Genomic DNA, 25,934 nt, shown 5'->3' with positions numbered 1-25,934 from the left:
GTACCCGCACGTGTGGTCCGGGGCTCTCGCGCCCGGCGGCTGGAGGGAGGACAATGACGGCATGTCCATGCAGGAGGGAAGCATCCCCAACGGGGCGGGAGAGGTCCCGTCGTCGGTCCGGGCGCAGTTGCTTGCCACCGAGCACTGGAGCCTGCTTGCATCCCGTAGCACCACACAAGGGGAAGTGCTGACCCGTATCAGCATGTTCCTGATGTTCACTTCCGCCAGCCTGGTGAGCCTTGCACTGGTGGGCCAGGCCACCAGGTTCTCGGACATGTTCCTGGTCCTGGCCGGAGTGGTGCTCTTTGTGGACGTGGTCATCGGCTGCCTCACGCAGGTCCGGGTTTTCAACGTTGCGTACGAGGACCTGATGTATGTGCTCGCGATGAACCGACTGCGGGCAGCCTACGTTGACCTTGACCCAGGCATCGCCCGGTACTTCATGGCCTCCGTGCACGACGACCTGCCAGGTTCGCTCCAGACGTACGACTTCCTGGGGAACCGCAGCCCACGGAGCCATGTAGCAGGAAGCAGCATGACGTTCATCAGCGCAGCGAACTCGGCGCTCATCGCCATCTTGGCGGGGCTGCTGACATCCTTATTCGGGACCGGCCTCGCTGCTACGGCCGCCGTAGGGGCAGTGTTCGGACTGGCTTTTTTCACCGGTTCGTCCGTCTACGGCTACAGGACGTATATGGCAGTTTGGAGCCAATTCACGCCAGTGTGTCCCACACCCCGGGAAAGTCCCTAGAACCTGGTACGTGGGCTGTGCCGGAGCCTGTCAGTCGATGGCCGCCATGAGTTCAACCACGCGGTCCAGGAAGGCATCAACCTGGGTCTCTTCGTAACCGTCCTTTCCGACGGCGGGACGGAAGACCACCCTGCGGACATTGTCCACGCTGAGCGGCTTGTCCTCTTCGAGGTAGCCGATCAGGTCGTAGCAAAGGTTGTCCACGTCGAGGATGTTGTAGCTGCGCGCCTTCTTTTTTAACGGGCGCCGGAAACGCTCGCCGTCAGGCCGGTGGAGGCGGCCGCGGAGGATTCCGCTGAGGCTGCCGATCTCCCGCAGCCAGGCATCCTCGCCCTTGGCAGCGATCAGTTCGTCGCGTTCGCGGCGCGCGAAGGCGTCTTCGAGCCGGTCCAGGGCTGCGTCAACTACCGCGGCAGCGTAGCCGCCCTTAACCGGATCAAAGGAGACGCCCCGAACATCGGCGCTGGTGACGGCGTGGATGGCGGCCTTCGGTGTTTCGAGTGCCACCCTGGCCCGCTGGAGGAACTGGTCCACCTGTTTGGCGTTGTACCCGAATTCGTTGCCCCGCACGCGCTCAAACGACGCGGGAATTTTCCGTTGAAAGTCCAATGCCACTGTTGTTCCTTTGTTGCAGTTCAGCTGGGTCAGGTTACGCACCAGTCTATTGGCGCTGCCGGCGCTCCGGCGGAAGTGGGCCGTAAGGGTCGAGTCAGACGCCCGCAACCAGTGCGAACAGCACAAATGCGACCGGACACGCGAAGACGATGGAATCCAACCGGTCCATGACGCCCCCATGTCCGGGCAGGATGCTGCTCATATCTTTGATCCCGAGTTCACGCTTGACCATTGACTCGGCCAGGTCTCCCGCGGTGGACGCTGCAACGACGCCCACGGCGAGGATCACACCCACCCACCAGGGTTTGTCCAGCAGGAAAATGCTCGCAAGGATTCCGATCAGCATGGCACCGGCAATGGACCCGGCGAAGCCTTCCCATGATTTTTTGGGGCTGATCTTCGGGGCCATGGGGTGTTTGCCCAGCGACGCGCCCACGAGATAGCCGAACGTGTCGTTCGAAACCACCAGCAGGAGCATTACCACCACCTGCCAGGCCCCGGGCGGCACGGTCCCGCCAGGCCAAAGACCCACGGGGGTGGCCACTCCGACAGCGTGTAGCGGCAAGGCTGCGAAACTGATGAAGAACGGCACCCAACCAAGCGTGAAAACACCGGCAAAGATGCTGTTCGCCGATCCGGCAGGGCTCTCCACTGAACGCCAGACGAGAACCGCCACACAGCTCACGAGCATGGCGAAAAGCAGGCTCTCCAGGCCGCCGAAATAGGCGGCGAACGGCATGCCGACTGTACCCACCATGACCGGGACGATGGGCATCCTGGTTCCGTTAGCCTCCAGGGCGCGGAAGATCTCCCAGACTCCGAAGATCGCGAACCCGGTGGTGACCGCCACAAACCCAAGCGGCAGGAACACGAGGCCGCCCAGCACGCCGATCAGCATGGCCAGGCCCACCACAATGGCTGCCGGAAGATTCCGGCCGGCCTTGGGTGTCGGATTACTCCGCAACTGTTTCCCCCTGGTGCGCGCCCTTTGGGTGGGGGCCTGCTCTGCCTGGCTCATCAGACTTCGAGCAGCTCTGCTTCCTTGCGCTTGAGCAGCTCGTCAATGCCGTCCACATGCGATTTGGTCAGGCCATCCAGCTCCTTTTCGGCGCGGCTGCCTTCGTCCTCGCCGGCTTCGCCGTCCTTGACCAGCTTGTCCAGCGTCTCTTTGGCCTTGCGCCGGATGTTGCGGATGGAGATCTTCGCGTCCTCGCCCTTGGTCTTGACGATCTTGACGTATTCCTTGCGGCGTTCCTGAGTCAGGTCCGGGATGGTGATCCTGATGACGTTGCCGTCGTTGGAGGGGTTGGCACCCACCTCGGAATCACTCAGGGCCCGCTCGATGTCACGCAGCGCGGTCTTATCGAACGGCGTGATGAGGATGGTGCGCGCGTCCGGAATGGCGAAGGAAGCGAGCTGCTGCAGCGGGGTAGGCGAACCGTAGTAGTCCACCAGGACTTTGTTGTACAGGCCCGGGTTTGCCCGCCCGGTGCGGATCGAGGCGAAGTCTTCCTTGGCTACCTCTACTGCCTTATCCATCTTCTCTTCGGCTTCGAGCAAGGTTTCTTCGATCACGGTCTCTCCTCAGAAATCAGTGCAGTCCGGATACCGGTTCCCTGCACAATCTTGGTTCAGTGTTCCTGGTTCCATTGATGCCCGGCCGCGGGCATGGAACCGTGCTCAGATCATCCTAGCTGCAGCTACGGGGTCACCAGGGTACCGAGCTTTTCGCCCAGGATGGCGCGGGTGACGTTACCTTCGCCTTCCATCCCGAAAACCACCATGGACAGGTTGTTGTCCTTGCACATGGTCATCGCCGTCTGGTCCATGACCCTGATGTCGCGGCGCAGGGCGTCGTCGTAGCTCAGAGTGTCCAGCTTCTCGGCACTGGGGTCCTTCTTTGGATCCGCAGTGTAGACGGCGTCCACGCCGCTCTTGGCCATCAGGACAACGTCCGCGTGGACTTCCAGGGCGCGCTGGGCAGCCACGGTGTCCGTGGAGAAGTACGGCAAGCCGGCACCGGCGCCGAAGATGACCACGCGGCCCTTTTCCATGTGGCGGATGGCCCGGCGCGGAATGTACGCCTCGGCGACCTGGCCCATGGTGATGGCGCTCTGCACGCGGGTTTCCACGCCGGCCTGCTCCAGGAAGTCCTGCAGCGCCAGGCAGTTCATGACGGTTCCGAGCATGCCCATGTAGTCCGCGCGCGAGCGGTCCATGCCGCTCTGGGACAGTTCCGCGCCACGGAAGAAGTTACCGCCGCCGACGACGATTGCGACCTCGACGTCGGGGACCGCCGCGGCGATCTGCTTGGCGACATCGCGGACGGTGTCGGGATCAACGCCCAGCTTGCCGCCGCCGAAGACCTCGCCGGACAACTTCAGGAGGACGCGGCGCCTGCTTTTCTCTGGCTGGCTTGAAGAATTGACGGCTTCCATGGGTGCCTTCCCGTTGGTGAACTCTGAAAAAGGTTATCGTGCCGGGTGGCCAAAGGTCTCATCGGACGTTTAGCCGGTGCATGCAAAAGGGGCGGCCACCGAAGTGGCCACCCCTTTGCGGATTCGACTAGGAGCCGACGCGGAAACGTGCGAAGGACGTACCCTTGACGCTGGCCTCTTCGAGGACCTGCGCCACAGACTTCTTGGCGTCCTTGGCGAAAGCCTGGTCAACCAGGACTTCACCCTTGTAGAAGCCCGTTACGCGGCCTTCAACAATCTTGGTCATTGCAGCCTCGGGCTTGCCTTCAGCCTTGGCGGTCTCTTCGGCAATGCGACGCTCGGACTCGACCAGGTCGGACGGAACGTCGTCACGGGTCAGGTAGTTCGGGGACATCGCTGCGATGTGCACTGCAATGTCGTGTGCGGCGGTGGCAGCGGCTTCGCCTTCACCGTCAACAGCGAACAGGACGCCGACCTGGGCCGGGAGATCCTTGGACGTCTTGTGCAGGTAAGCGTCAACAGTGCCGCCTTCAATGCGGGACAGCTTGCGGACAACAACCTTCTCGCCGAGGATTGCGCCTTCTTCAACGACAACCTCGGACAGCGGCTTGCCGTCAACTTCGATGGCCAGGAGGGTGTCGAGATCGGCAGCGCCGGACTCAACAGCCACGGCCAGGACCTTGTCAGCCAGCTGGATGAACTTGTCAGCCTTGGCAACGAAGTCGGTCTCGCAGTTGACCTCGATCATAACGCCGACGCCGTTGCTGACCTTGGCGGCCACCAGGCCTTCAGCGGTGGAGCGGCCTTCGCGCTTCGTAGCGCCCTTGAGGCCCTTGATGCGGATGATCTCGATGGCCTTTTCGGCGTCACCGTTGGCTTCGTCAAGAGCCTTCTTGACATCCATCATGCCGGCGCCGGTGCGCTCGCGCAGAGCCTTGATATCGGCGGCAGTGTAGTTCGCCATGGGAACCCCTCTGTCTAGAAAATGTATGTGGTGTACGGACCGACAGGACAGCGGCTCACCTGGTGAGCCGCCATCCTGTCAGGTACTACGGCGCTGCGGGCAGCGCCGGAGAATCCGGATTTACTTGTTTTACTTGTCAGCGTCGGCGGCGGGAGCCTCGGCGGCTGCCGGAGCTTCCTCGGCAACCGGGGCCGCTTCTTCGGCTGCCGGAGCGGCAGCTTCTTCAGCAGCCGGAGCAGCCTCAGCGGCGGGAGCTTCTTCAGTCTTGCTGCCTTCGAGGAGTTCGCGCTCCCACTCAGCCAGCGGCTCTTCCGGAGCTTCCGTGGTGCCCGTGGCGCGGTTGTGGCGAGCGATGAGGCCCTCCGCAACGGCGTCGGCGACAACGCGGGTCAACAGGTTGACGGAGCGGATGGCGTCGTCGTTGCCCGGGATCGGGAAGTCGACTTCGTCAGGATCGCAGTTAGTGTCCAGGATGGCCACAACCGGGATGTTCAGCTTCTTGGCTTCGTCAACGGCCAGGTGTTCCTTCTTGGTGTCCACGATCCAGAGCACGGACGGCGCCTTGGTCAGGTTGCGGATACCGCCGAGGTTGGTTTCCAGCTTGGTCAGTTCACGGCGAAGGAGCAGCAGTTCCTTCTTGGTGTACGCGGAACCGGCGACGTCATCGAAGTCGATCTCTTCCAGTTCCTTCATGCGCTGGATGCGCTTGGAAACGGTCTGGAAGTTGGTCAGCATACCGCCGAGCCAGCGCTGGTTCACGTAGGGCTGGCCAACGCGGGTAGCCTGCTCAGCGATGGATTCCTGGGCCTGCTTCTTGGTGCCGACGAAGAGTACGGTGCCGCCGTGTGCAACGGTGGCCTTGACGAACTCGTAGGCGCGGTCGATGTAGGACAGCGACTGCTGAAGGTCAATGATGTAGATGCCGTTGCGCTCCGTGAAGATGAATCGCTTCATCTTCGGGTTCCAACGGCGGGTCTGGTGTCCAAAGTGGACGCCGCTGTCAAGCAGCTGGCGCATAGTTACGACGGGCATGCCGGCGCTCCTTCCGGCAGGTCATTCATGAGAGAGCCTTTTCAGGCTCTCTTACCCTGCCAATAGTTGACGGTTATTTAGCGTGGCCCAAGGCGGGCCGTGCTCCTGGCATCCATTGCGACTCCTACCAGGACCGCGAGGACCTGACCGCAAGAGACACAATCCTCCTCATACAAAGCCGGGGCTTCAGATTTGGAGGGCTGGATACGCGTAGTCAGTTGCTGCTCCCCCGCATTCCTGAATGAGGCGTGCCGACGCAAGCGTTGAGGGCACAGCAAACTGCTCCACCAAGTGTACTACAGGAGCCAATAACCTCTGGACTACCAGGGGGCCTTCGGCGGACGTTTTCCACATGGCCAAAGCGGGGACTCCCCATCAGGGATCCTGCACGTAAAGCTGGCTTCTATGAAAGCATCACTTGTCCTGGCCGCCGCGCTTCTGCTCCCGGCCACGGCGGCCCCAGCGGACACGGCCCCGCGCGCCTCCTGGGAGTGGCCGCTCTCCCCCAGGCCCGCGGTGCTGCGCGCCTTTGACCCTCCGGACAAGCCATGGATGAGCGGGCATCGGGGCGTGGACCTGGAGGCAACGCACGACGGCGTCCCGGTCACCTCGCCGGAGTCCGGCACCGTCAGTTTTGTGGGAGTGGTAGTGGACCGCCCCGTAATCACCATCGACCACGGGGGCGGCCTCCGCAGCAGCTTTGAGCCGGTGGAAAGCCCGCTCACGGCCGGAACCGTGGTGGCGAAGGGCGAAACCGTGGGGATGCTGCAACCCGGGCACTGCGCCGCCCTTGCCTGCGTCCATTGGGGCGTCCGGCGCGGGGACGCTTACGTCAATCCGCTGGAATTCGTCACAGACCTCCGCCCGTCCATCCTGTTGCCCCTGGGGCCGGACCCGGACTGACGGCTGACGGCTGACGGCTGACGGCTGACGGCTGACGGCTTTAGACGATGGCCGAGATCCCGGTGATGGCGCGGCCGGTTACGAGGGTATTAATCTCGTGGGTTCCCTCGTACGAGTAGATGGCTTCAGCGTCTGCAAATATCTTGGCCATCTCGAAGTCCGTCACGATGCCGTTGCCGCCCAGGAGGCTGCGGCCGATTGCAACGCTCTCGCGCATCCGGGCAGTGGTGAAGGCCTTGGCCAGGGCGGACTGCTCATCCTTGGCCTCGCCGGCATCCTCCAGCTGGGAAAGCCGGACCATCATGCCCATCGAGCTGACGGCATTCCCGAGGATCTGCACCAGCTGGCTTTGGACGAGTTGGAACGACGCCAGCGGACGGCCGAACTGGTGCCGTTCCACGGCGTAGCGGCGGGCCACGTCAAAGGCCGCCAGCTGCTGGCCAACAGCCTGCCAGCCGACGGACAGCCGCGTGACCTTCAGGACCTTGTTGGTGTCGCGGAAGCTGTTGGCGCCTGCCAGCTTGAAGAAGTCCGGAACCACGACGCTCTCCAGGGTGATGTCTGCGTTCTGGACGGTCCGGAGGGAGATCTTGTTTTCGATCTTGGTGGCGCTGAAACCGGGCAGCGCCGTATCCACGAGGAAACCCTTGACCTGGTTGTCGGCGAGGTCCCGGGCGTAGATGACCACCCAATCCGAGAAGGTGGCGTTGCCGATCCAACGCTTGGCGCCGTTGAGGATCCAGGTGTCGCCGTCGCGCTGAGCCGTGGTGCGTGTGCCGCCGGCGACGTCGGAACCGCCCAGGGGTTCGGTGAGCCCGAACGCGCCGATCTTCTTCAGCGAATAGATGTCCGGGAGCCAGGCGTCCTGCTGTTCCTGCGAGGCAAGGGCTTCGATGGAGCCGGTGAACAGTCCGTCGTGCACGCCCATGAAGGTGGCGATGGAGGTGTCGGCGCGCGTGGCCTCGGCGTGAACCAGGCCCGCGAACAGGTTTGAGTAGCCCTGGCGCCGGACCGGGCTCACCAGATCGATTTCGGCCAGCTTGGGAATGAGTTCCATGGGGAACTCGCCGCGGTTCCAGCAATCCACGGCAATCGGCCGGACTTCGCGGGCCAGGAAGCCCCGGATCTCGGCCAGCCGGTCCTGCTCCTTGGCGGTGAGAAGCTGCTCGAAGGCGAAGAAGTCACCGTCGGCGTACGGAAGGTTGTTGATGTCAACAGAGGCTTTGGACATTGGTTCCCTCACAAAGATCAGCAGCGCCGGCTGGCCCGCCATGGCAGGACAGGCCGGGACTCAGCGGCAGCGGTAAGTTACTGGTGAGTAACATACCGCAGATTGCAGGAAAACGAAAGAAACCGCGGCCGACGATCTCTCGTCGGCCGCGGTTCCACGATGGTTTGATTCCTGCAGTGTCGTGCTTGGGTAGGGCTACTCGGACTTGAACCGAGGACCTTAGGATTATGAGTCCCGCGCTCTAACCAGCTGAGCTATAGCCCCCCGCCCTTGCCAGCGTGGTCCGAGGAGGACTTCAGCTTCAGCAGGGCAAAAACACTCTAGCAAACAGTGGCGGGCATCAAGACCACGCAGCCAGGACGCAGGGCCCCGGCCAAGCTGGAGCGGGCTGCTGCCAGATCGCTGTCAGACGGCCTTGTCGTCGTAGGTTGCACCCCGATAGAGGTCCTCGAAGGTCTGCAGCGTTCCCTCGATGCTGTGCGGTTCAACCATCCGCCGGCTGGCCTGGCCCATCGCCGCCCGTTCGTCGGCCGGCAACTGGAGGATCCTCGTGATCTTGGCTGCGAGGTCGTCGCTGTCGTTGGGTGTGAACAGGTAGCCGTTCTCGCCGTCACGCACCAGGTGCGGCAGTGCCATGGCATCCGCAAGCAGGACGGGGGTGGAGGCGGACATGGCTTCGAGTGTCACCAGGGACTGAAGCTCAGCGGTCCCCGGCATGCAGAACAGGTCCGCCCTGATGTAGGCCTCACGGAGGTCTTCATCGCTGGCCAGGCCCAGGAATTTCACCCGCTCCCCGAGTCCGAGCCGTTCCGCCTGCGCTTCAAGAGCCGAGCGGACTTCGCCGCCACCCACAATTTCCAGGTGGACGTTGAGCTCCGCGGGCGTCTTGGACACGGCGTTGATCAGCACATCCACGTGCTTTTCCTCGGCCAGGCGCCCCGCGAAGACCACTGTTGGATGGGCGTGCGGTTCGATAACTTCGCCGGGCTGCACCTCGTAGGCTGCGGAGTCGATGCCGTTGGAGAGGGGCAGTACCTTGTGCAGGAAAGCGTGCTGGTGCATGGCCTTGGCAGCCAGGGGTGTTGGTGTGGTGACCACGTCCGCCTGGCCCATGACCTTGCCCATGTCCTTCCAGGAGATCTTGCCGATGATGTCCTTGAACCACTGCGGGAACGGCAGGAACGGGTTGAGATTCTCCGGCATGAAGTGGTTGGTGGCCACAATTCTGATGCCCCGCTTCGCTGCTTCGTAGAGGACGTGCTCGCCGATCATGTAGTGGCTCTGGATGTGCACTACGTCAGGCTTGATCCGATCGAAAAGGAGGCCGATCTCCTTCTTGATTTCCCAGGGAAAGCAGATGCGGAAGTATTCGTGGGTGAAGACCCCGTGCGAGCGGAGCCGGTGCACGGTCGCCTCGGAGCGGAACTCGGTGAAGCTCGCGCCGTTGTCCGCGCGGCAGGCCAGCACATGCACATTGTGGCCCCGGCCTGTCATACCCTTCGCGAGCCGGTAGCTGAACTGGGCGGCCCCGTTGATGTGGGGCGGATAGGTATCCGCGGCAATCAGTACGGTCAAGGGTCGCTGGTCAGAGGGCGTTGTCACGTGGAGAGCTCCTGAAGGTCACGGTGCGGACAGCTGGCGCTGGCTTCACCGGTGGGCCGCCGGCGCGGTAGCGCGGGGCCTCTTAGTGAAAATCGGCTGGTCAAAAAGATGGTCTAGTCGGGAAAACAGGCTAGTGGGACGCCCTGCCCGCTGCCTTCCGCGCATCTTTCCTGCGCTTGGTGACCTCGGGATGGTGCCTGGAAAGGGCGATCACCCCCACGATAGCAAGCGAAGCAGCCGTAGCCATGGCAATCGCCATCACGGCGTGGACGTCCGGGCGCAACTCGCCCAGGATCACGATGCCGATGGCGATGCCCACGATCGGGTCGATGACGGTCAGCCCGGCGATGACAAGGTCCGGCGGGCCGCCCGAGTAGGCGCTCTGCACAAACCAGGAACCCAGGCCACCGGCCGCCGCGATGGCCACCACCGAATACCACTGGACATTGAGCAGGGCCAGTCCGTTCGGGTCCAGCAGGTGCTTACCGATGATGCGTGTCAGGACCGCGACGAAACCAAACAGCACCCCGGCGCCGAGGATGTAGACAAACGCGCTCATCCGGTGCCGGAACATGACCGCCAGGGTGCCGAACAATCCGACGGACAGTGCCAGCAGCAGCACAATGGTGAGTTCGTCCTCCTGGTTCACGTGGTGGTTCTCCTGAGTCACGTTGACGGCGAGGAGGACAAAGAGTGCGGAGCCTGCCACGCAGGCCGCGATGGACACCATGGTGGCCCGGTTGATGGTGATGTCCTGGTCCCGGGCGTTCACCACTGTGGTAACGACCAGGGCAATAGCGCCGATCGGCTGCACCACCGTCAGCGGCGCGGAGACCAATGCCACCGCGTTCATTCCCATTCCGACGCACAGCAGGAAAAGTCCCAGCACCCACCTCGGATTGCGAAGCAGACGGAGGAAGCCGTTTGAACTCAGTGCCAGCCCGCCGGTATCGGCTTTGACGGCACTCCCCTGCTTCTGCGCTCCGAAGGCAAGGCAGAACGCCCCAAGCACCGCCAGCAGAACGGCCACCCACACCATCAGGCGGTGCCGCCGTCGTGATGGGACTGCTGACGGCCCTTGCGCAGAATGGCCCAGAAATAGTTGTAGGCGGCAATCCAGTGGCCGGCGAGCCCGAGTCCCAGCACGATCCAGGCGGCAATGTACAGCGGCCCGGCAAACGGGGTGTCCAAACGCGAAAGGACCAGCAGTGGTGTGCCCAGAAGCAGGAGTCCGGTGCGGACCTTGCCCACACGGCTCACCGGCAGGTCCGGATGGCCGCCGAAGTAGGTGAGGGTCAGCACCAGGAGCACGGCGTCCGGCACCAGGAGTGCGGCCAGGTACAGCCAATGGACGACGCCGGCAATCACCAGGGTGATCGCCACCGCGATCAGGGCAAGCCGGTCAGCCAGCGGGTCCATGACCCGGCCCAGCTTGGACGCCTGGTCGAAGCGGCGGGCCACATAGCCGTCAATCCAATCGGTTCCCGCCATAACCACCAGAACCACAACGGCGGTCCCATATTCCTTCTGGGCCAGGACCAGCCAGACAAAAAGCGGTACGCCCATAAAGCGCAGCACCGTCAGGGCATTGGGAAGTGTGAAGACGCGGTCGTGATCAACCTGGGGGCGGCCGGGCCGCGCGCCAGCGCCGATGAACCTCAATCCGTCCCCCCTTCCATAGCGCCAGTGTGATGTGTGTTGTTAGGGGTTCCGCAGCAGCCTGCGCAGGAGCACCACAAAGATCGTCGCGGAGGCCGCAAGGGCGGCAATCGGCTTCCAGCGCGCGCCCGCGCCGTCCGGGGAGCCGGAGAAGGCAGCGAACTTCTGGCCGGCCGCGGCCGCACCGTGTTCAACGGCGGCCTTGCCTTCCTCCAGTTTTTCCTTGGCAGCGCCCAGCAGGAACATGGCCTGCGGCTTGATGTCGAGTTCTGTGTCCAGTTCGTCGCGGACCTGGGCCAGATGGCGACGGCGCTGGTCCAGGCGGCGGTGAAGCTCGGGCTCGGACGCATGCGGGAATTCCTGCTTGTGCGCCGCGGCCTTGGCTTCCTTCTCGGCCTTGGCCTTCGCGGCAGCTTCGTCCTTGGCAGCCTTGGCGGCCTTGGCCTCCGGGCTGGCCGGATCGAGCAGTGCGTCGTTGAAGTCAGAGCCTTCCTTGGCGATGCCGAGATCGTGTTTGATCCCGCGGATGGTCTCTGCAGGCAGCAGGGGCATGGCCCGCTTGAATTTGCGGAGGCCGATCAGGGCACCGATGAGGGCGATGACCAGGAAGAGGGCGCAGACCAGCAGCGCGGCCAGCCACGCCGGCATGATGGTGGCCAGACCCATAACGGCGGCCACGATCAGGCCGACCCCCAAAAATGCCACAAAAATAAGCGCGACGCCGAAGAATGCGGCGGCGACGCCTACCTGGACGCCCTTGCGCTTGAGCTCGATCTTGGCGAAGGCGATTTCGTCGTTGAGTTGGCGGGGGGCCAGGCGAAAAAGCAGTTTCAGCGTCCTGGGCAGCGCGGTGATCCGCAATCCCTGGCTGGTGCGCCCGGTGTGACGTCCGCTCATCGGTTCCCGCCTAACTTGTTGCGTAGTCTGCTGCCTGGTCGATTCGGTATTCGTGTGCTGCGGGAGCCCGCGGCAGCACGGTCCCGCCCCCAAAACTATCATTCAGGGTCCGGGCAAAGTTCCGGGTTGGCTGCACGGCGCGCCCGCAACCCGGGAAGTTGGTACCTCCGGGCCTAGGATTGGTCTCCGTGACCACTCACTCGAATCCGGGCGATGCGCTGACCCGCCGCCGGAAACTGCTGTACATCCTCCTCCTCGGTGCGCTCACCGCATTGGGCCCGTTCACGATCGACCTGTACCTGCCCGCGTTCCCGGCCCTGGAAGCGAGCCTCGGGGTCACCGAGGCCCAGGTCCAGCTGACCCTGGCCGGCACCACCGTGGGCTTTGCCCTCGGCCAGCTGGTGGTGGGGCCGTTCAGCGACAAGTTCGGCCGCCGGCTCCCGTTGATCCTGGCGACGGCCCTGCACATCGCCTCCTCCGTGGGAGCAGCCCTGTCCACAGACATCTCCACACTGGGCCTCTTCCGTGTCCTCATGGGCGTGGGCGCTGCCGGCGGCGGTGTGGTGGCCATGGCAATGGTGCGGGACTTGTTCTCCGGCTATGCCATGGTCCGGATGTTCTCGCGTATGGCCCTGGTGAACGGACTGGCGCCTATCCTTGCCCCCGTGATCGGCTCGCAGCTGCTCCTGGTGATGCCGTGGCCGGGAATCTTCGTGTTCCTGGCCGGCTACGGCACCCTGGTGATCATCGCCGCGCTCGTCCTGGTCCGCGAAACGCTCCCACCGGAGAAGCGCGGCCTGACCGGCATGACCGCCGGCCAGCGCTACAAGGTTCTGTTCACGGACCGGATCTTCGTGGGCCTGCTGGTGGTGGGCGGCATGAACTTCGCCGGCCTCTTCACGTACCTGTCCGCGTCACCGTTCCTGTTCCAGGACATCTTCGGGTTCTCGCCGCAGGAATACGGCCTGTTGTTCGGCATCAATTCCCTGGGCATCGTGGCCGGCGTCCAGATCAGCTCCAGGCTCATCCGCACTGTCCCGCCCCAGTGGATCCTTGCCTGTTCCACTGCTTGGATGTTCCTCATGGCCCTGCTGATTGTGGTCTTTGACCAGGCCGGCCTGGGTCTTTGGGGCGTGATGGTCCCGCTCTGGTTCTACATCATGGGCGCAGGCTTCACGTTCCCCTGCGTCCAGGTGCTGGCTTTGAGCAGCCACGGCGCCCAGGCCGGGACAGCTGCGTCCCTCCTGGGTGCCGCGACCTTCCTGATGGCCGGCCTGGTGTCACCGGTGGTGGGGTGGCTGGGCATCACCAGCTCCACCCCCATGGGCGCCGTGCAGGCCGCATGCATTCTGGTGGCGATTGCGGGGCTTTGGCTGGTGGTCAGGCCGCGCACCGTGCCCTCGATCCACTGAACCCCTTCGGTCACTGATGAAACGCATGCAACGCAAGCCGCACCGCAACCCCCGGGGACTGTTCCTCGGGGCGGTGCTGGGTGGCGTCGCCGGTTACTTCCTTGGGCGCGTGTTCGGCAACGGTGCCATCGGCATCATCCTCGGTGCGCTGGCGGGTGCTGCCCTGCTGTACCGGGTCAACCCGGGCCCGTGGAACCGCCCCTAGCTGCTGGCTCTGAGACCCGGCGCCAAAATCCCGAGCCACAGGGAGGGGCACTCCCCTCCCGCCCGGGAGCTTTTCCACGATAAAATAGATCCGTGCCTAGCTGGCAGTTCTCCTCGCCGCCCCCGGCCACATGGCAACGTTGCGACTCAGGCATTTTGCCCCTGTGGTGGGACCGGCTGTGCGCCCAAACCGGTCAGCAGTCTGCGGCCCTCTACGCTGCAGGACTCTTCACTGAAGACCGACGGCGGCCCATCGCACAGTGGTTCAACGCCGCCTTCAACGCTGCCCTGCTGGTGGCCCCGGAGACCTCGTCAGAATGGCCCGTGCAGCGCTTCGGCATCTTCTACGCGCCGCCGGCCTCCGGCTTCGTCCGCGTGCACTCAGCACCCCATGAGTGGCATCCGCGGGAACCACGCAAGTTCCCTACCGAACAGGACGCCTTCCGCGCGGCCATTGCCGAGGCTGAGTGCTTCCTCCAAGTGGAAATGGACTTTGTCTGAGTGCAAAAGATCCCCGCCCTCACAGAGAGGACGGGGATCTTTTGTTTGTTTGCTCCTCCTGCTGGACTTGAACCAGCAACCCTTCGATTAACAGTCGAATGCTCTGCCAATTGAGCTAAGGAGGAATGAAGCAGGTATGACCTTAGCAAAGGTTTCCCGGGAATGGGAAATCGGCGGCAGCACAGTCTCAAATACCCTCCCCGGGTATAAAAAAATCCCCGTTCCGGAGACCCGGAACGGGGATTGTGCGCTCCTCCTGCTGGACTTGAACCAGCAACCCTTCGATTAACAGTCGAATGCTCTGCCAATTGAGCTAAGGAGGAATGAAGCGGGTACCAGCCTAGCAAAGTCCCCGCAGGGAGTGAAATCGGAAACGAAATCGGAGTGAAAACTGCGCGTTTCAGGCGTCCGAGCGCAATGCCCGGCGCTCCATTTCGAGCATCATCAGTTCACGCTGCAGCTGCTGGATCCGTTCGTGTTCGGAGCCTGGGTCAAGGCGCTGAAGCTGGCTCATCTTGTCCGCCTTCACGCGCGTGATCTGGAGTTCAAACAACGCCGTGAGAATGCCTTTGCCGTACTTCTGGACTCCCTCGGCGGTGCTCGCGGGCAACGGCACCACGGACAGTTCGGACACCAGCGGCCGCAGGGGTTCCGGGACTTCCTCCATCACCTGGCTCACCCAGCGAGCGGGATCGCCGATCAGCTCGGGCCCGGAGGCGCGCATCGCATCGTGTATGGCCAGGAAGGCGGGCGTGATGAACCGGGCCCCGGAGAAGCGCTCCCAGATGCCGCCGCCCAGGAGGGCGGGCTCCTGCAGCGCCACTTCCAGTGCCTGCCGCTCCATAGAGGCCACCGGGTCCCGGGGGTCGGGCCGCTGGTAGGAAGGTACAGCCCCCGACGTCGGGCCGGCAGCCACGCCGGGACCGCCCGCCTGCGCGGACCCCGGCTGGGAGGACCCCAGCTGAGCCGCCGTACCGGCTCCCGAGGGCGTCCCAGGTGCAGCCGGCCCGCCCGCGGCGGCACGCTTCATGGCGACGCCAACGGCCCGGCTGACGTCTTCAACCGAGATGCCCAGCCAGCCGGCCAGTTCCCGGGCATATTCGGGCCTGATGGCTGCGTCGCGGATCTGGGCCACCACCGGAGCCGATTCCCGCAGCGCGGCCACCCTGCCCTCCACGGTGTCCAGGTTGTGGCGCCTGAGCGTGGCCTTGATGGCAAACTCGAACAGCGGCCGGCGCGTGGCGATCAGGTCCCGCACGGCGGCGTCGCCCCTGCTTTGGCGAAGGTCGCAGGGGTCGACCCCGGTGGGCTCCACTGCCACGTACGTCTGCGCGGTGAAGCGCTGGTCCTCCTCGAAGGCCCGCAGGGCCGCCTTCTGGCCGGCGGCGTCCCCGTCAAAGGTGAAGATGACCTCTCCCCCACTGCCGTCGTCGGAGAGCAGGCGCCGGGCGATCTTAATATGCTCGGTGCCGAACGCCGTCCCGCAGGTGGCCACCGCCGTCGGGATTCCCGCCAGGTGGCAGGCCATCACGTCCGTGTACCCCTCCACCACCACAAGTTGGCGGTCTTTGGCGATACTGCGCTTGGCGAGGTCGATCCCGTAAAGCACCTGGGACTTCTTGTAGAGCGTGGTTTCGGGCGTGTTGAGGTACTTGGGGCCTTGGTCGTCCTCATAGAGCTTGCGGGCGCCGAAGCCGATGGTGTCGCCGGCGATGTCGCGGATGGGCCAGATCAGGCGGCCGCGGAACCGGTCATAGATGCCCCGGTTTCCTTCCGAAAACATCCCCGTCAGTTTCAGCTCCTGGTCCGTGAAGCCACGGCCGCGCAGGTGCTTCAGCAGCGCGTCCCAGCCCTGCGGCGCGTAACCGACGCCGAACTGCTCCGAGGCGGCGCGGTCAAAGCCGCGGCCGAACAGGAAGTTCCGGCCTTCGGCGGCGCCGGGCGTCAGCAGCTGGGCGCGGAAAAATTCATCGGCGATTTTATGGGCGTCCAGGAGGCGCTGGCGCTTGCCGACTTCCTCGCGATTGGGTCCGGTGCCGCCATCTTCATAGCGCAGCTCGTAGCCGATGCGGGCAGCCAGCTTTTCCACGGCCTCATGAAATGAGGTGTGGTCCTGTTTCTGCACAAAGGCAATGACGTCGCCGTCTTCGCCGCACCCGAAGCAGTGGTACCTGCCCACCTGGGGGCGCACGGTGAACGACGGCGACCGCTCATCGTGGAAGGGGCACAGGCCCTTGTAGGTTCCCAGCCCGGCACCCTTGAGGGTGACGTAGCCGTCAACCACTTCCTTGATGTCCGTGCGCTGGCGTACTTCGTCTATGTCTTCACGTTTGATCAGGCCAGCCACAGAGCCATCCTAGTCCCGGGGCATGACACTGAACGCCGCCGTATGGCGTCCGTCACCACAGCGACGGCAGGCTCCCCACGAGACGCTCGTACATTGCCAGCGCCGACCCGTCTGTCAGCGACGCCACCTGGTCGATGACCACCCTGAGCCGTGCGCCGTCGTCGGGCGCGTCCCGCCAGTCAGCCGCGAACATCGGCTCCAGATGACGGTCCCCCGTGGCGCTCAGGGCCGTGACCAGCGCGTGCAGTACCTCGCGCTGGCGCTCGTAGATGGGCTGGCGGTGCTCAGTGGTCATCACAAACGTGGTGGCCAGGCCCTTCATCACCGCGATCTCCATGACCGTCTCGTCCGGGACCATCAGCTCGGCGCTGTACCGGGTGAGGTCTTCCGGGCCGTAGACGGAGCGGGTGGCCTCCAGGGCGCTCTGGCAGAACCGGCCGATCAGCTGGCTGGTCATGTTCTTCAGGGCCGCCATGGATTTGCGGCTGCCGTCGGCCTCGCGGACCCACACATCGGTGGCTTCCAAACGGGCCAGGGCGGCGTCGATCGCGGCGGGGTCGTTGTGCGGGAGGTACCACTGCTTGGCGTAGCCCACCACACGGGCCCGGTGGTCCGGGTTATCCATCCAGCGCAGCTGGAAGTGCCCGGCCACGATCGCGTCCTCGACATCGTGAACGGAATAGGAAATGTCGTCGGCCAGGTCCATGACCTGCGCTTCCAGGCAGGAGCGGCGTTCCGGCGCACCCTCCCTGATCCAGTTGAAGATGGGCAGATCGTCCTCGTAGGCGCCGAATTTACTGGTGCGCTGCCCGTGGATTACCGGCGCGTTCAACGCGGACCAGGGGTATTTAGCCGCCGCGTCCAGGCTGGCCCTGGTGAGGTTCAGTCCGGCCGGGCGCCCGTCGGCGGCCAGGACCTTGGGCTCCAGCCGGGTAAGGAGCCGGAGGGTCTGGGCATTGCCTTCGAAGCCGCCGATGGCATGGGCCACCTCGTTCAGGGCGGACTCGCCGTTGTGGCCGAACGGCGGGTGCCCCAGGTCATGGCTCAGGCAGGCGGTGTCCACCACATCCGGATCACAGCCCAGGGCGCGGCCCAGTTCCCGGCCCACCTGGGCAACTTCGAGGCTGTGGGTCAGGCGGGTGCGGACGAAGTCATCCGTATCCGGGGCCACCACCTGCGTTTTCGCGCCGAGCCGGCGCAGTGCCGAGGAGTGCAGCACGCGGGCGCGGTCCCGCTCAAAGTCGGAGCGGTAGTTGTTTTTGGGCGGTTCCTCCACCCAGCGGGCGGAATCGTGGGCCTCGTAGCCGGGCAGGGCCTGTGCCGTGGTGCGCGTCTCAGCCACCGGAAACATCCAGTTCCGCGGCGGAAATGTCCTGGGACTGCGCGGCGTTCAACGCACGGGATTCCAGCCAGTCCTTGGGCAGTGCCGGCTTCTTGGGCGATCCTGCCCTGCCGCGGGGGCCTTCGGCATCCACGCCGGGGTACGGCGAATCCAGGTCCAGCTGGTCCAGGGTCCCCCGCAGCACCTCCAGGCTGGTCACCATGGCCAGTTTGGTCCGCAGTTCGCTGCCCACCGCATAACCCTTGAAGTACCAGGCCATGTGTTTGCGGATCTCGCGCAGGGCCTTGAACTCATCACCGAAGGTTTCCACCATCAGTTCAGCGTGCCTGTAGACGCTCTCGGCCACTTTGTGGAGGTCCGGTTTGTGGCGGACGTCGCTTCCTTCGAAGGCCGCCATGAGGTCACCAAACAGCCACGGGCGTCCCTGGCAGCCGCGGCCCACCACCACGCCGTCCACGCCGGTCTCCCTGACCATACGGACGGCGTCCTCCGCGGACCAGATGTCGCCGTTGCCCAGGACAGGGATGTCCGGCAGGGCTTCGCGCAGGCGGGCGATCGCAGACCAGTCGGCCTGGCCGGAGTAGAACTGCGCCGCGGTGCGGCCGTGAAGCGCGACGGCGGCCACCCCGGCATCGCGGGCGATCCGGCCGGCGTCGAGGTACGTCAGGTGGTCATCGTCGATGCCCTTGCGCATCTTGATGGTCAGCGGGACATTGCCCTTGGACGCTTCCCTGACCGCGGTCTGGACGATCGAGGTGAAGAGATCGGTCTTCCACGGCAGGGCGGACCCGCCGCCGCGCCGGGTCACCTTGGGGACCGGGCAGCCGAAGTTCAGGTCGATGTGGTCGGCACGGTCTTCCTCCACCAGCATCCGGACGGCGGCGCCCACGGTCACCGGGTCAACGCCGTACAGCTGGACTGAGCGGACTTTTTCGTCGTCGTCGTGCGAGATGATGCGCAGCGATTCGGGGGTGCGCTCAACGAGCGCTCGCGAGGTAACCATCTCCGCCACATACAGGCCGCCGCCGTATTCACGGCACAAACGGCGAAAAGCGGAGTTGGTGATGCCCGCCATAGGAGCCAGGATCACGGGGGTGTCCACCGTGATGGGGCCCAGCTTCAGGGGCGGCAGTTCCAGCTTGGGGGCGGGAGGCGTTGCGGTAACAGTCACCTGTCCATTGTCGCAAAGGCGGGCAAATCGGCGGGCCACCCGGTTCTTGGGTCCCCTGGCTTCTGCCAACTGCGGTTCAGCCGCGGTCTGCCCGGCGTCCCCTCCGGGTGGTGGCGGGATCGGCGGAATCTTCCGTGGACTGCCGTGACCGCCTCTCGAAGGCGGCCGCTGCCAGCGCACCGGTATCTCCGACGTCGTCCGTGTTGATGGCGTCCGCGTTGATGGCGGCGGGGCCCTGGGTGCCGTCGGGGCGGCGGTCTTCGTCAGGGACGCCCATAGCGGGCTGTCCGGCTGTCCGGACGCCGGTGGCCTTGACCACCAGCACGGCGATCAGGGTGGTCACGGGGATGGCGAGGACCAGGCCGATGGAGCCGACGAGCGTGCGGATGACTTCTTCGGACAGCTCGGCGCTGGTCAGGGTGTCCCCCAGCGGCCGGTTATACAGCATCACAATGATGAGGATGGGCAGGGCTGCGCCGGCGTAGGCGAACGCGATGGTGTAGACCGTGGAGGCAATGTGGTCCCGGCCGATCCGCATGGCGGAGGTGAAGAGCTTGCGGGCGCTGGTGCCTGGGGCCAGCTCGTAGAGTTCCCAGACGGCGGACGATTGCGTGATGGTGACGTCGTTCAGGACCCCGAGCCCGGAGATGATGAGGCCGCACAGGATGACCCCGGAAATGGAGATGTTGGCCGAGGTATTGATCAGGGTGGTGGCGTCGTGGCTGCCCACGCCAGCCAGGTTCGCGGCGTCGGTGGCCCAGGCCGCGAGCAGCGCCGTGATGCCCAGGCCGAACATGGTCCCCAGCAGCGCCGTTGATGTCCTGGCGGAGAAGCCGTGGGCAAAATACAGGACCCCGATCATGATCACCGTTGATCCCACCAGGGCCAGCAGCAGCGGAGGCTTGCCCTCCACCAGCCCGGGCAGCATAAAGCCGGCAAGCACGAAATACGCACCTACCAGCCCCAGCAGTGCCCGGAGTCCGCGCCAGCGCGCCACCGCGATGACCACCAGGGCGTAGAGGAGCGCCAGGAACACGATGGGCAGGGTGCGGACGAAGTCAACAAAGATGTACGCCGGGGACCCCTGCGACGCCGCGGCGCCCTGGGCGTTGGAAAGGTTCAGGTACCTGATCTGGTCACCCGGTTTCACGCCATGTGATTGTGCCACGTCCGGATTGATCACCACTTTGACGGGGCTGCCGCCCTGGTCCGGCTCCGTGAAGGCAAACATGCACTCGGAGCCGGCGGGGGCGGGCTGGCCGCTGGTGTCCGGGGACTGGCCTGGAGCGGTGGAGCCCTGCGTGCAGCTTTCCTCCACGACGCTCTGGATCTTGCCGGTATCGAACGTGACGCCGGGCGCCGCCGAATAGGGGCTGGCGAGGGAGATCCCGTCCTTGGACCCGGACGGCCACAGCAAGGCCATGCCAACCAGGGTCAGAAGCGTCAGCGGCACCAGCACGGCTGCCAGGATGCGGTTCGCTTTCCGCCGGGCAGCAATCGCCTCGGCCGTCGGCTCCGAATGATCTGTTGAAACGTGGGTGTGACCGGAGCCCATCAGCAGTTGAACCTCATACGTTGAACTCTACGTCCGGCGCCTTAGGGTTAGTAAATGGCAGGAACCGGGAGGAACCACGCGTGACGGACCGCAGCACTGAATTCCACACCAACGAACCTGCTGCGAGGCGGGAGGCGGCGCTCACTGTGCTGCCGGCCGCCGGGCCAACGCGGGGCGTGGCACTGGTCCTGCACGGGGGCAAGGCACATAGCTATGAACCGGTGGAGGCCCACCATCTGAGCCCGCTGCGCATGGTCACGTTCGCCCGGCACATGCACCGTGCCGGCAAGGACCATGGGCTGGCGGTGTGGTCCCTGCGTAACAGCGTGCGTGGCTGGAACGGGCCGGACAGGTCCGCGCTGCAGGATGCCCGCTGGGCGCTCCAGCAGATCAGTGCGCAGCACCCTGGGGTTCCGGTGTATATGGTGGGGCACTCCATGGGCGGCCTCACCGCCGTGACTGCCGCCGCCGATCCTCAGGTGGACGCCGTGGTGGCGCTGGCCCCGTGGCTCAGCCCGGAGACACCCGCCACCCCGCTCGCCGGACGCAAGGTCCTGATTGTCCACGGCACCGGAGACCACATGACCAGCCCGTCCCAGTCCTTGGCGTTCGCGCGCCGCGCCGCGGGTGCGGCAGCGTCCATGCAGTATGTTTCGCTGCACGGCGCCGGACATTTTATGGTCCGCCGCGGCGGGCTGTGGCACGCGTTGGCCACCGGTTTCGTGATGAAGGCTTTCGCGGAGCGCGCCGGATTCACAGAATCGGCCTCGGGCACGCTGGCTGAACTGGTGCCCCGGTCCGCCGCTGAGGTGGCCCTGTGAGCACTTTTCCCTGGCCGGACTTCGCCGCGTCGCTGCCCTGGACGGTGCTGGCGGTCCTGGCGGTCCTGGCGGTGACGTTTGGTGTGGCCGTGCGGCAGGGCCGGCATTCGGTGATGGACGTCGCTTGGGGCCCAGGCTTCGTCGCCGTGGCCGTGGTGTCCTGGTTCCTGTCCGCCGGATCTGGCGATGACACCCGCAGGTTCCTGTTGCTTCTCCTGACGGCCGTCTGGGGGTTGCGGCTCGGTGGCCACATTGGGTGGCGGGCGCGCGACGGACACGAAGACCCGCGGTACAAGGCCATGCTGGATCCTGCGCCCGGATCCAGGAACGCCTATGCGCTCCGCCGTGTCTACCTGCCCCAGGGTGTGGTCATGTTCTTTGTGTCCCTGACGCTGCAGGTGGGTATGTTTTCCACCGGCGCTGTGGGGTGGGTGGCCGGGCTCGGCATCCTGCTGTGGGTGACGGGGTTTATGTTCGAAACCGTGGGTGACTGGCAGCTGTCCCGGTTCAAGAAGGACCCGTCCCGCCGCGGAACGGTGCTGGATACAGGTTTGTGGAGGTACACCCGGCATCCCAATTATTTCGGTGATGCAGCGATCTGGGCGGGGCTGTTCCTCGTCGCCGCAGACTCCTGGCCGGGCATCCTGACCGTCCTGTCACCGGCGCTGATGGTGTGGACGCTGGCGGGGAAGACCGGGAAGCCCCTGACGGAAAAGGCGATGTCCGGCCGGCCCGGTTACCGGGAATATGTCGAAGCGACCAGCGGCTTCATCCCGTGGCCGCCAAAACGCCGGTAACCGCCCCCAACTGGGTAGCGCTAACTGTCGTTGTGAGGCCTCAAAACGACAGTTAGCGTTACCCAGTTGGGTGGTGGGGTCAGTCCGAGACGACCAGCGTGTCAGCGCCGGCCTGGCGCGCTTTGCCGGATTCCAGCAGGGGCTCGACGGCGGCGCGCAGCGCTGCCATCGAATCGTCCAGTTCCAGCATGACCGGGTGCTGGTACGCGAGGAGCGAGAGCAGGTCACGGACCGCGGCTGCGGCGTCGTCCGCTTCCAGCGCAGGTTCGTGGCCCACAAAAACATCCGTGGCCTTCGCGCCCTGGGCCGACGCGTCCGCCGTCGGGTCCTGTGCCGCCTCCGCATAGCTGACTGCAAACGCGCGGATCCGGCCCTTCCTGCTGGGGGAAACCCCGGCGCCAAAGGCTGATCCCGGCTCGGCGCGCAGCACAAGCGCACCGTGGGCGCCGGTGAGATCATCCAGGAACAGCTTCTGCACCTGCCCCACCGACAGCACGCCTGGCGAATCCCAACCGTGGATGGACGTGTAGTACCGCCCGACAACGTCGGTCAGCTCGACTGAACCGGTAGCGAGGTCCATCACGACGTCTGAACCGGCGTTTTCGTCGTTGGCCAGCCCACCGCCGTCGTTCTTTGCAGGGAACACCGGCAGCTTCAGGGCGCCCGGCTCCACCACCACGAGACGGGAACGCTGGATGGGCGCAAGCCCGAACGCCTCGGCGAACGCGGCCCCGGGAGTGCCCGGCTGCACCTTCGCGCGCAGCCTGGTAACGCCCGACGGCGCCTGCTCGGCTTCGCGGCGCAGCATGGTCAGGAGCGTCGCACCGATGCCGGCGCGGCGGTGATCGCGCGCCACCTCGATGTAGGTCCACAGCCGCTCCGGGTGCAGCGAGGCTTCGTAGACGACGCCCGCCGCCACCGGAATGCCGATGCCGTCAATGACGTCCTCGGCCACGATGCAGCGACGCCACGGCGTGCCGTCCGTACCATCCGAGGAGACGGCCAGGGCGCCGCGGAACTGCCGGGCCTGTTCGGTCTCCGGGCCGCCCCAGACTTCCAGCAGCGTCAGGTCATCGCCCTCAAGCCATTCGCGGTATTCGATGGCCATGCTCAGGCGCCGATCAGGCGGGCGGCCAGGTAGCCTTCCACCTTGTCCAGCGAGACGCGTTCCTGGCTCATGGTGTCGCGTTCGCGGATGGTCACGGCCTGGTCCTCGAGGGTGTCGAAGTCCACAGTGATGCAGAACGGGGTGCCGATCTCATCCTGGCGGCGGTAGCGGCGGCCGATCGCGCCGGCGTCGTCGAAGTCGATGTTCCAGTTCTTACGCAGCTGCGCGCCCAGGTCCTTGGCCTTCGGCGAGAGGTCCTCGTTGCGGCTCAGCGGCAGCACCGCAGCCTTGACGGGAGCCAGGCGCGGGTCAAGGCGCAGGACGGTACGGACGTCGACGCCGCCCTTGGCGTTGGGTGCCTCGTCTTCGGTGTACGCATCCACCAGGAACGCCATGAAGGAACGGGTCAGGCCGGCGGCCGGCTCGATCACGTACGGGGTGTAGCGCTCGTTGGTGGCCTGGTTGAAGTAGCTCAGGTCCTGGCCGGAAGCCTTGGAGTGCGTGGAGAGGTCAAAGTCCGTGCGGTTGGCGATGCCTTCGAGCTCGCCCCATTCGGAGCCCTGGAAGCCGAAGCGGTATTCGATGTCCGTGGTGCCCTTGGAGTAGTGGCTCAGCTTTTCCAGCGGGTGTTCGAAGAAGCGCAGGTTCTCTTCCCGGATGCCCAGGCTGGTGTACCAGGACATGCGCTCTTTCATCCAGTACTGGTGCCAGTCTTCGTCCGTGCCGGGCTCGACGAAGAATTCCATTTCCATCTGCTCGAACTCACGGGTGCGGAAAATGAAGTTGCCGGGCGTGATCTCGTTGCGGAAGGACTTGCCGATCTGGCCGATGCCGAACGGCGGCTTCTTGCGGGATGTGGTGAGTACGTTGCTGAAGTTCACAAAAATTCCCTGGGCCGTTTCCGGGCGCAGGTAGTGCATGCCCTCCTCGTTGGCCACCGGGCCGAGGAAGGTTTTGAGCAGGCCGGAGAATTCCTGGGGTTCGGTCCATTCGCCTCGGGTGCCGCAGTTGACGCAGGCAATGTCCTTGAGGCCGTTCTCGGCGGGGCGGCCCTTCTTTTCCTCGTACTCTTCCTCGAGGTGGTCAGCACGGTAGCGCTTGTGGCAGGAAAGGCACTCAACGAGCGGGTCCGAGAAGACGTCAACGTGGCCGGAAGCCTCCCATACCTGGCGGGGCAGGATGACGGAGGAATCCAGGCCCACCACGTCCTCGCGGCCGCGGACCATGGACTGCCACCACTGGCGCTTGATGTTTTCCTTCAGCTCAGCGCCGAGGGGTCCGTAGTCCCAGGCAGAGCGAGAGCCTCCGTAGATCTCACCGGCCTGGAACACAAAACCCCTTCGTTTGGAAAGGGAAATGACCTGGTCGAGTACGGATTTTGCTGCCATGGTGGACTCCAATTTCTACAGGGCCGCTGGGTGCGGTCCGCGGGTATCTGGCCCCGCTGCACGTGCGTGCATCACCGCTGGGTGCGGGCGGGGCGGGCGAAGGAACAAGATGCAGAGAACTGCGTGTCCTAGCCTACCGGCCGCTGCCTCCGGAAGGCGCCCGGCGAAGGCACTCACCCCCGGAAGGCACCCCGCGGCCACGGCAGTGTGGCCAGGATGATGGCCGCCAGGGTCAGCATTGTGCCCAGGACGGTGGCCGGGGCCACGATGCTCCCGGGGGCCGGCACCAAGAGGTCCAGCCCCAGCGATCCCAAAAGCTGTCCGGCGATCATGCCGAGCCCTGTCACCAGCACTCCCAGGCTGCGTACCAGCAGCGCACCCAGGCCGATGAACACGCAGCCCATGGGCCCGCCCAGGTAGTACCACCACTCGGCCGGCAACGGATTGCCCGGCCCAAACACAGCCACCTTGATGGCCAAGGCAATCCACAGGAACACCGCGCCGGCCACGAAGTTCACCAGTGTGGCGGCGATGGGCGAACCGTAGTGGACTGTCGCCGTCCCGTTCATGGCCTGCTGGAAACTCATCAGGAACCCGGCCAGGAGAGGCAGGATCAACGGCAAGATCAAGGTCTCCACCCCGCCTCCGCCCTCAGCAGAAGCGCCTGGGGCGCCCGGCGAACCGGCCAGCCGCGGCGAAACCGCCCAGGCGACGGCGGCAACCGTCAGCACGCACCCGATGACCCGCATGGGAGTCACGGCCCTCTTGCCGGCAGGTCCGATGCCCAGCCGGTCCACCAACAGCCCGCTCAGCGTTTGCCCGGTCACGGCGGCGACGGTAAACAGTGCAACGCCCAGGATGCCCACTGTGAAGGACTGCGCGAAGACAAAAAGGGCACCGATTCCGCCTGCCAGCACATACGCGGGCGGGAATGCCCGGGTCCGGACCGCCGGCAGGATCCTGGCCAGGCCGGCACGGCCGCTGGGCAGGATCAGGGAGATCAGGATCATCACTACCAGGCCGGTACTGAACCCCACCGCTGCCGCGGCGATGCCGTCGTTGAGCCGGACGCCGAGGGCGCCGTTGATCCGGGCCTGGACGGGAATGGCCAGCCCCGCCCCGACGGCCAGCGGGAGCCCCGCGAACCGCGGCAGCCGTGGGGTGTGGGTCATTGGATTCACCTTCCGTCAGGCATT

Annotated in this window: 25 protein-coding genes and 3 tRNA genes; 7 read left to right on the top strand and 21 right to left on the bottom strand. The window is 65.1% G+C overall.

The window, feature by feature from the left end; translation table 11 throughout:
* Positions 1 to 61: 61 nt before the first annotated feature.
* Positions 62 to 751: a hypothetical protein gene (locus tag ACZY0Q_RS12835; protein ID WP_463917355.1), complete on the top strand. Its 690-nt coding sequence runs from the start codon at positions 62 to 64 to the stop codon at positions 749 to 751.
* A 30-nt stretch (positions 752 to 781) separates the two neighbouring features.
* Here ACZY0Q_RS12835 and ACZY0Q_RS12830 read toward each other — a convergent pair whose 3' ends face one another.
* From ACZY0Q_RS12830 to rpsB, 6 genes are all read right to left on the bottom strand, one after another.
* Positions 782 to 1,366 carry a DivIVA domain-containing protein gene (locus ACZY0Q_RS12830; RefSeq protein ID WP_463917354.1) on the bottom strand — a complete coding sequence of 195 codons (585 nt, stop codon included), beginning with the start codon at positions 1,364 to 1,366 and terminating at the stop codon, positions 782 to 784.
* A gap of 94 nt (positions 1,367 to 1,460) precedes the next feature.
* A complete protein-coding gene (locus ACZY0Q_RS12825; RefSeq protein WP_463917352.1) occupies positions 1,461 to 2,384 on the bottom strand; it encodes a phosphatidate cytidylyltransferase in 924 nt (307 codons plus the stop codon).
* On the bottom strand, positions 2,384 to 2,941 hold the full coding sequence (gene frr, locus ACZY0Q_RS12820) for a ribosome recycling factor (protein WP_056348274.1): 558 nt from the start codon (positions 2,939 to 2,941) through the stop codon (positions 2,384 to 2,386). Before frr ends, ACZY0Q_RS12825 begins: the two co-directional genes overlap by 1 nt.
* Before the next feature lie 125 nt (positions 2,942 to 3,066).
* Positions 3,067 to 3,804 carry a UMP kinase gene (gene pyrH / locus ACZY0Q_RS12815; RefSeq protein WP_463917350.1) on the bottom strand — a complete coding sequence of 246 codons (738 nt, stop codon included), beginning with the start codon at positions 3,802 to 3,804 and terminating at the stop codon, positions 3,067 to 3,069.
* 127 nt (positions 3,805 to 3,931) lie between these two features.
* Positions 3,932 to 4,768 carry a translation elongation factor Ts gene (gene tsf / locus ACZY0Q_RS12810; RefSeq protein WP_463917348.1) on the bottom strand — a complete coding sequence of 279 codons (837 nt, stop codon included), beginning with the start codon at positions 4,766 to 4,768 and terminating at the stop codon, positions 3,932 to 3,934.
* A gap of 129 nt (positions 4,769 to 4,897) precedes the next feature.
* Entirely contained in the window at positions 4,898 to 5,800 is a 903-nt protein-coding gene (gene rpsB, locus ACZY0Q_RS12805; protein WP_056348267.1) for a 30S ribosomal protein S2, read from the bottom strand.
* A 405-nt stretch (positions 5,801 to 6,205) separates the two neighbouring features.
* On the opposite strand from rpsB, the gene ACZY0Q_RS12800 reads away from it, so the two are divergent.
* Positions 6,206 to 6,703: a M23 family metallopeptidase gene (locus tag ACZY0Q_RS12800; RefSeq protein WP_463917346.1), complete on the top strand. Its 498-nt coding sequence runs from the start codon at positions 6,206 to 6,208 to the stop codon at positions 6,701 to 6,703.
* 40 nt (positions 6,704 to 6,743) lie between these two features.
* Here ACZY0Q_RS12800 and ACZY0Q_RS12795 read toward each other — a convergent pair whose 3' ends face one another.
* From ACZY0Q_RS12795 to ACZY0Q_RS12770, 6 genes are all read right to left on the bottom strand, one after another.
* Positions 6,744 to 7,934: an acyl-CoA dehydrogenase family protein gene (locus tag ACZY0Q_RS12795; protein WP_463917344.1), complete on the bottom strand. Its 1,191-nt coding sequence runs from the start codon at positions 7,932 to 7,934 to the stop codon at positions 6,744 to 6,746.
* Between the two features lie 190 nt (positions 7,935 to 8,124).
* A tRNA-Ile gene (locus ACZY0Q_RS12790) sits at positions 8,125 to 8,198 on the bottom strand.
* 141 nt (positions 8,199 to 8,339) lie between these two features.
* Entirely contained in the window at positions 8,340 to 9,536 is a 1,197-nt protein-coding gene (locus ACZY0Q_RS12785) for a glycosyltransferase (RefSeq protein ID WP_463917342.1), read from the bottom strand.
* Between the two features lie 130 nt (positions 9,537 to 9,666).
* Positions 9,667 to 10,575 (bottom strand): DMT family transporter, encoded by a 909-nt coding sequence (locus tag ACZY0Q_RS12780; RefSeq protein ID WP_463917341.1) that lies wholly within the window; start codon positions 10,573 to 10,575, stop codon positions 9,667 to 9,669.
* Positions 10,575 to 11,198, bottom strand: a complete 624-nt coding sequence (locus ACZY0Q_RS12775; RefSeq protein WP_463917339.1) for a CDP-alcohol phosphatidyltransferase family protein — start codon at positions 11,196 to 11,198, stop codon at positions 10,575 to 10,577. The genes ACZY0Q_RS12780 and ACZY0Q_RS12775 overlap by 1 nt, the downstream gene beginning before the upstream one ends.
* Positions 11,199 to 11,237: 39 nt before the next feature.
* Complete coding sequence (locus ACZY0Q_RS12770; protein ID WP_463917337.1) at positions 11,238 to 12,092, bottom strand: phage holin family protein; 855 nt, start codon at positions 12,090 to 12,092, stop codon at positions 11,238 to 11,240.
* 188 nt (positions 12,093 to 12,280) lie between these two features.
* Between ACZY0Q_RS12770 and ACZY0Q_RS12765 the strand changes: the two genes are divergently transcribed.
* From ACZY0Q_RS12765 to ACZY0Q_RS12755, 3 genes are all read left to right on the top strand, one after another.
* Complete coding sequence (locus tag ACZY0Q_RS12765) at positions 12,281 to 13,504, top strand: multidrug effflux MFS transporter (protein ID WP_463917335.1); 1,224 nt, start codon at positions 12,281 to 12,283, stop codon at positions 13,502 to 13,504.
* Between the two features lie 25 nt (positions 13,505 to 13,529).
* Positions 13,530 to 13,709 carry a hypothetical protein gene (locus ACZY0Q_RS12760; protein WP_463917333.1) on the top strand — a complete coding sequence of 60 codons (180 nt, stop codon included), beginning with the start codon at positions 13,530 to 13,532 and terminating at the stop codon, positions 13,707 to 13,709.
* 92 nt (positions 13,710 to 13,801) lie between these two features.
* A complete protein-coding gene (locus ACZY0Q_RS12755) occupies positions 13,802 to 14,209 on the top strand; it encodes a hypothetical protein (protein WP_463917331.1) in 408 nt (135 codons plus the stop codon).
* A gap of 52 nt (positions 14,210 to 14,261) precedes the next feature.
* On the opposite strand, the gene ACZY0Q_RS12750 is transcribed toward ACZY0Q_RS12755, so the two are convergent.
* The 6 genes from ACZY0Q_RS12750 to ACZY0Q_RS12725 all read right to left on the bottom strand — a co-directional run bounded on the left by ACZY0Q_RS12750 (position 14,262) and on the right by ACZY0Q_RS12725 (position 20,624).
* Positions 14,262 to 14,334: transfer RNA gene (locus ACZY0Q_RS12750), tRNA-Asn, on the bottom strand.
* A 125-nt stretch (positions 14,335 to 14,459) separates the two neighbouring features.
* Positions 14,460 to 14,532 (bottom strand) — tRNA-Asn (locus ACZY0Q_RS12745).
* 77 nt (positions 14,533 to 14,609) lie between these two features.
* Positions 14,610 to 16,556: a DNA primase gene (dnaG, locus tag ACZY0Q_RS12740; protein ID WP_463917329.1), complete on the bottom strand. Its 1,947-nt coding sequence runs from the start codon at positions 16,554 to 16,556 to the stop codon at positions 14,610 to 14,612.
* Positions 16,557 to 16,608: 52 nt separating this feature from the next.
* The gene (locus ACZY0Q_RS12735) at positions 16,609 to 17,907 is read right to left on the bottom strand and encodes a deoxyguanosinetriphosphate triphosphohydrolase (protein WP_463917327.1); all 1,299 of its coding nucleotides are present in this window, start codon (positions 17,905 to 17,907) and stop codon (positions 16,609 to 16,611) included.
* Positions 17,891 to 19,069 (bottom strand): tRNA dihydrouridine synthase DusB, encoded by a 1,179-nt coding sequence (dusB, locus tag ACZY0Q_RS12730; protein ID WP_463917325.1) that lies wholly within the window; start codon positions 19,067 to 19,069, stop codon positions 17,891 to 17,893. Before dusB ends, ACZY0Q_RS12735 begins: the two co-directional genes overlap by 17 nt.
* Positions 19,070 to 19,145: 76 nt before the next feature.
* The gene (locus ACZY0Q_RS12725; protein WP_463917323.1) at positions 19,146 to 20,624 is read right to left on the bottom strand and encodes a YibE/F family protein; all 1,479 of its coding nucleotides are present in this window, start codon (positions 20,622 to 20,624) and stop codon (positions 19,146 to 19,148) included.
* Between the two features lie 80 nt (positions 20,625 to 20,704).
* On the opposite strand from ACZY0Q_RS12725, the gene ACZY0Q_RS12720 reads away from it, so the two are divergent.
* Entirely contained in the window at positions 20,705 to 21,445 is a 741-nt protein-coding gene (locus ACZY0Q_RS12720) for an alpha/beta hydrolase (protein WP_463917321.1), read from the top strand.
* Positions 21,442 to 22,242 (top strand): DUF1295 domain-containing protein, encoded by an 801-nt coding sequence (locus ACZY0Q_RS12715; protein WP_463917319.1) that lies wholly within the window; start codon positions 21,442 to 21,444, stop codon positions 22,240 to 22,242. Before ACZY0Q_RS12720 ends, ACZY0Q_RS12715 begins: the two co-directional genes overlap by 4 nt.
* Before the next feature lie 79 nt (positions 22,243 to 22,321).
* Here ACZY0Q_RS12715 and ACZY0Q_RS12710 read toward each other — a convergent pair whose 3' ends face one another.
* The 3 genes from ACZY0Q_RS12710 to ACZY0Q_RS12700 form a co-directional block, all read right to left on the bottom strand.
* Complete coding sequence (locus ACZY0Q_RS12710) at positions 22,322 to 23,350, bottom strand: GNAT family N-acetyltransferase (RefSeq protein ID WP_463917317.1); 1,029 nt, start codon at positions 23,348 to 23,350, stop codon at positions 22,322 to 22,324.
* A gap of 2 nt (positions 23,351 to 23,352) precedes the next feature.
* Entirely contained in the window at positions 23,353 to 24,738 is a 1,386-nt protein-coding gene (locus ACZY0Q_RS12705; protein ID WP_463917316.1) for a glycine--tRNA ligase, read from the bottom strand.
* Positions 24,739 to 24,911: 173 nt separating this feature from the next.
* Positions 24,912 to 25,910, bottom strand: coding sequence for a DMT family transporter (locus tag ACZY0Q_RS12700; protein WP_463917314.1), 999 nt, complete (start codon positions 25,908 to 25,910; stop codon positions 24,912 to 24,914).
* Positions 25,911 to 25,934 lie beyond the last annotated feature (24 nt).

The sequence above is a fragment of the Pseudarthrobacter lactosi genome (genome assembly GCF_055412785.1).
The sequence above is the reverse complement of the archived record's forward strand: the minus strand, read 5'-3'. Positions and strand labels throughout refer to the sequence as shown.

Coding starts and splice junctions, on each gene's coding strand:
- ACZY0Q_RS12835 (WP_463917355.1), top strand. CDS start 62: ATGTCCATGCAGGAGGGAAGCATCCCCAACGGGGCGGGAGAGGTCCCG.
- ACZY0Q_RS12825 (WP_463917352.1), bottom strand. CDS start 2,384: ATGAGCCAGGCAGAGCAGGCCCCCACCCAAAGGGCGCGCACCAGGGGG.
- pyrH (WP_463917350.1), bottom strand. CDS start 3,804: ATGGAAGCCGTCAATTCTTCAAGCCAGCCAGAGAAAAGCAGGCGCCGC.
- tsf (WP_463917348.1), bottom strand. CDS start 4,768: ATGGCGAACTACACTGCCGCCGATATCAAGGCTCTGCGCGAGCGCACC.
- rpsB (WP_056348267.1), bottom strand. CDS start 5,800: ATGCCCGTCGTAACTATGCGCCAGCTGCTTGACAGCGGCGTCCACTTT.
- ACZY0Q_RS12800 (WP_463917346.1), top strand. CDS start 6,206: ATGAAAGCATCACTTGTCCTGGCCGCCGCGCTTCTGCTCCCGGCCACG.
- ACZY0Q_RS12795 (WP_463917344.1), bottom strand. CDS start 7,934: ATGTCCAAAGCCTCTGTTGACATCAACAACCTTCCGTACGCCGACGGT.
- ACZY0Q_RS12780 (WP_463917341.1), bottom strand. CDS start 10,575: ATGGTGTGGGTGGCCGTTCTGCTGGCGGTGCTTGGGGCGTTCTGCCTT.
- ACZY0Q_RS12770 (WP_463917337.1), bottom strand. CDS start 12,092: ATGAGCGGACGTCACACCGGGCGCACCAGCCAGGGATTGCGGATCACC.
- ACZY0Q_RS12760 (WP_463917333.1), top strand. CDS start 13,530: ATGCAACGCAAGCCGCACCGCAACCCCCGGGGACTGTTCCTCGGGGCG.
- ACZY0Q_RS12735 (WP_463917327.1), bottom strand. CDS start 17,907: ATGTTTCCGGTGGCTGAGACGCGCACCACGGCACAGGCCCTGCCCGGC.
- ACZY0Q_RS12725 (WP_463917323.1), bottom strand. CDS start 20,624: ATGGGCTCCGGTCACACCCACGTTTCAACAGATCATTCGGAGCCGACG.
- ACZY0Q_RS12710 (WP_463917317.1), bottom strand. CDS start 23,350: ATGGCCATCGAATACCGCGAATGGCTTGAGGGCGATGACCTGACGCTG.
- ACZY0Q_RS12705 (WP_463917316.1), bottom strand. CDS start 24,738: ATGGCAGCAAAATCCGTACTCGACCAGGTCATTTCCCTTTCCAAACGA.
- ACZY0Q_RS12700 (WP_463917314.1), bottom strand. CDS start 25,910: ATGACCCACACCCCACGGCTGCCGCGGTTCGCGGGGCTCCCGCTGGCC.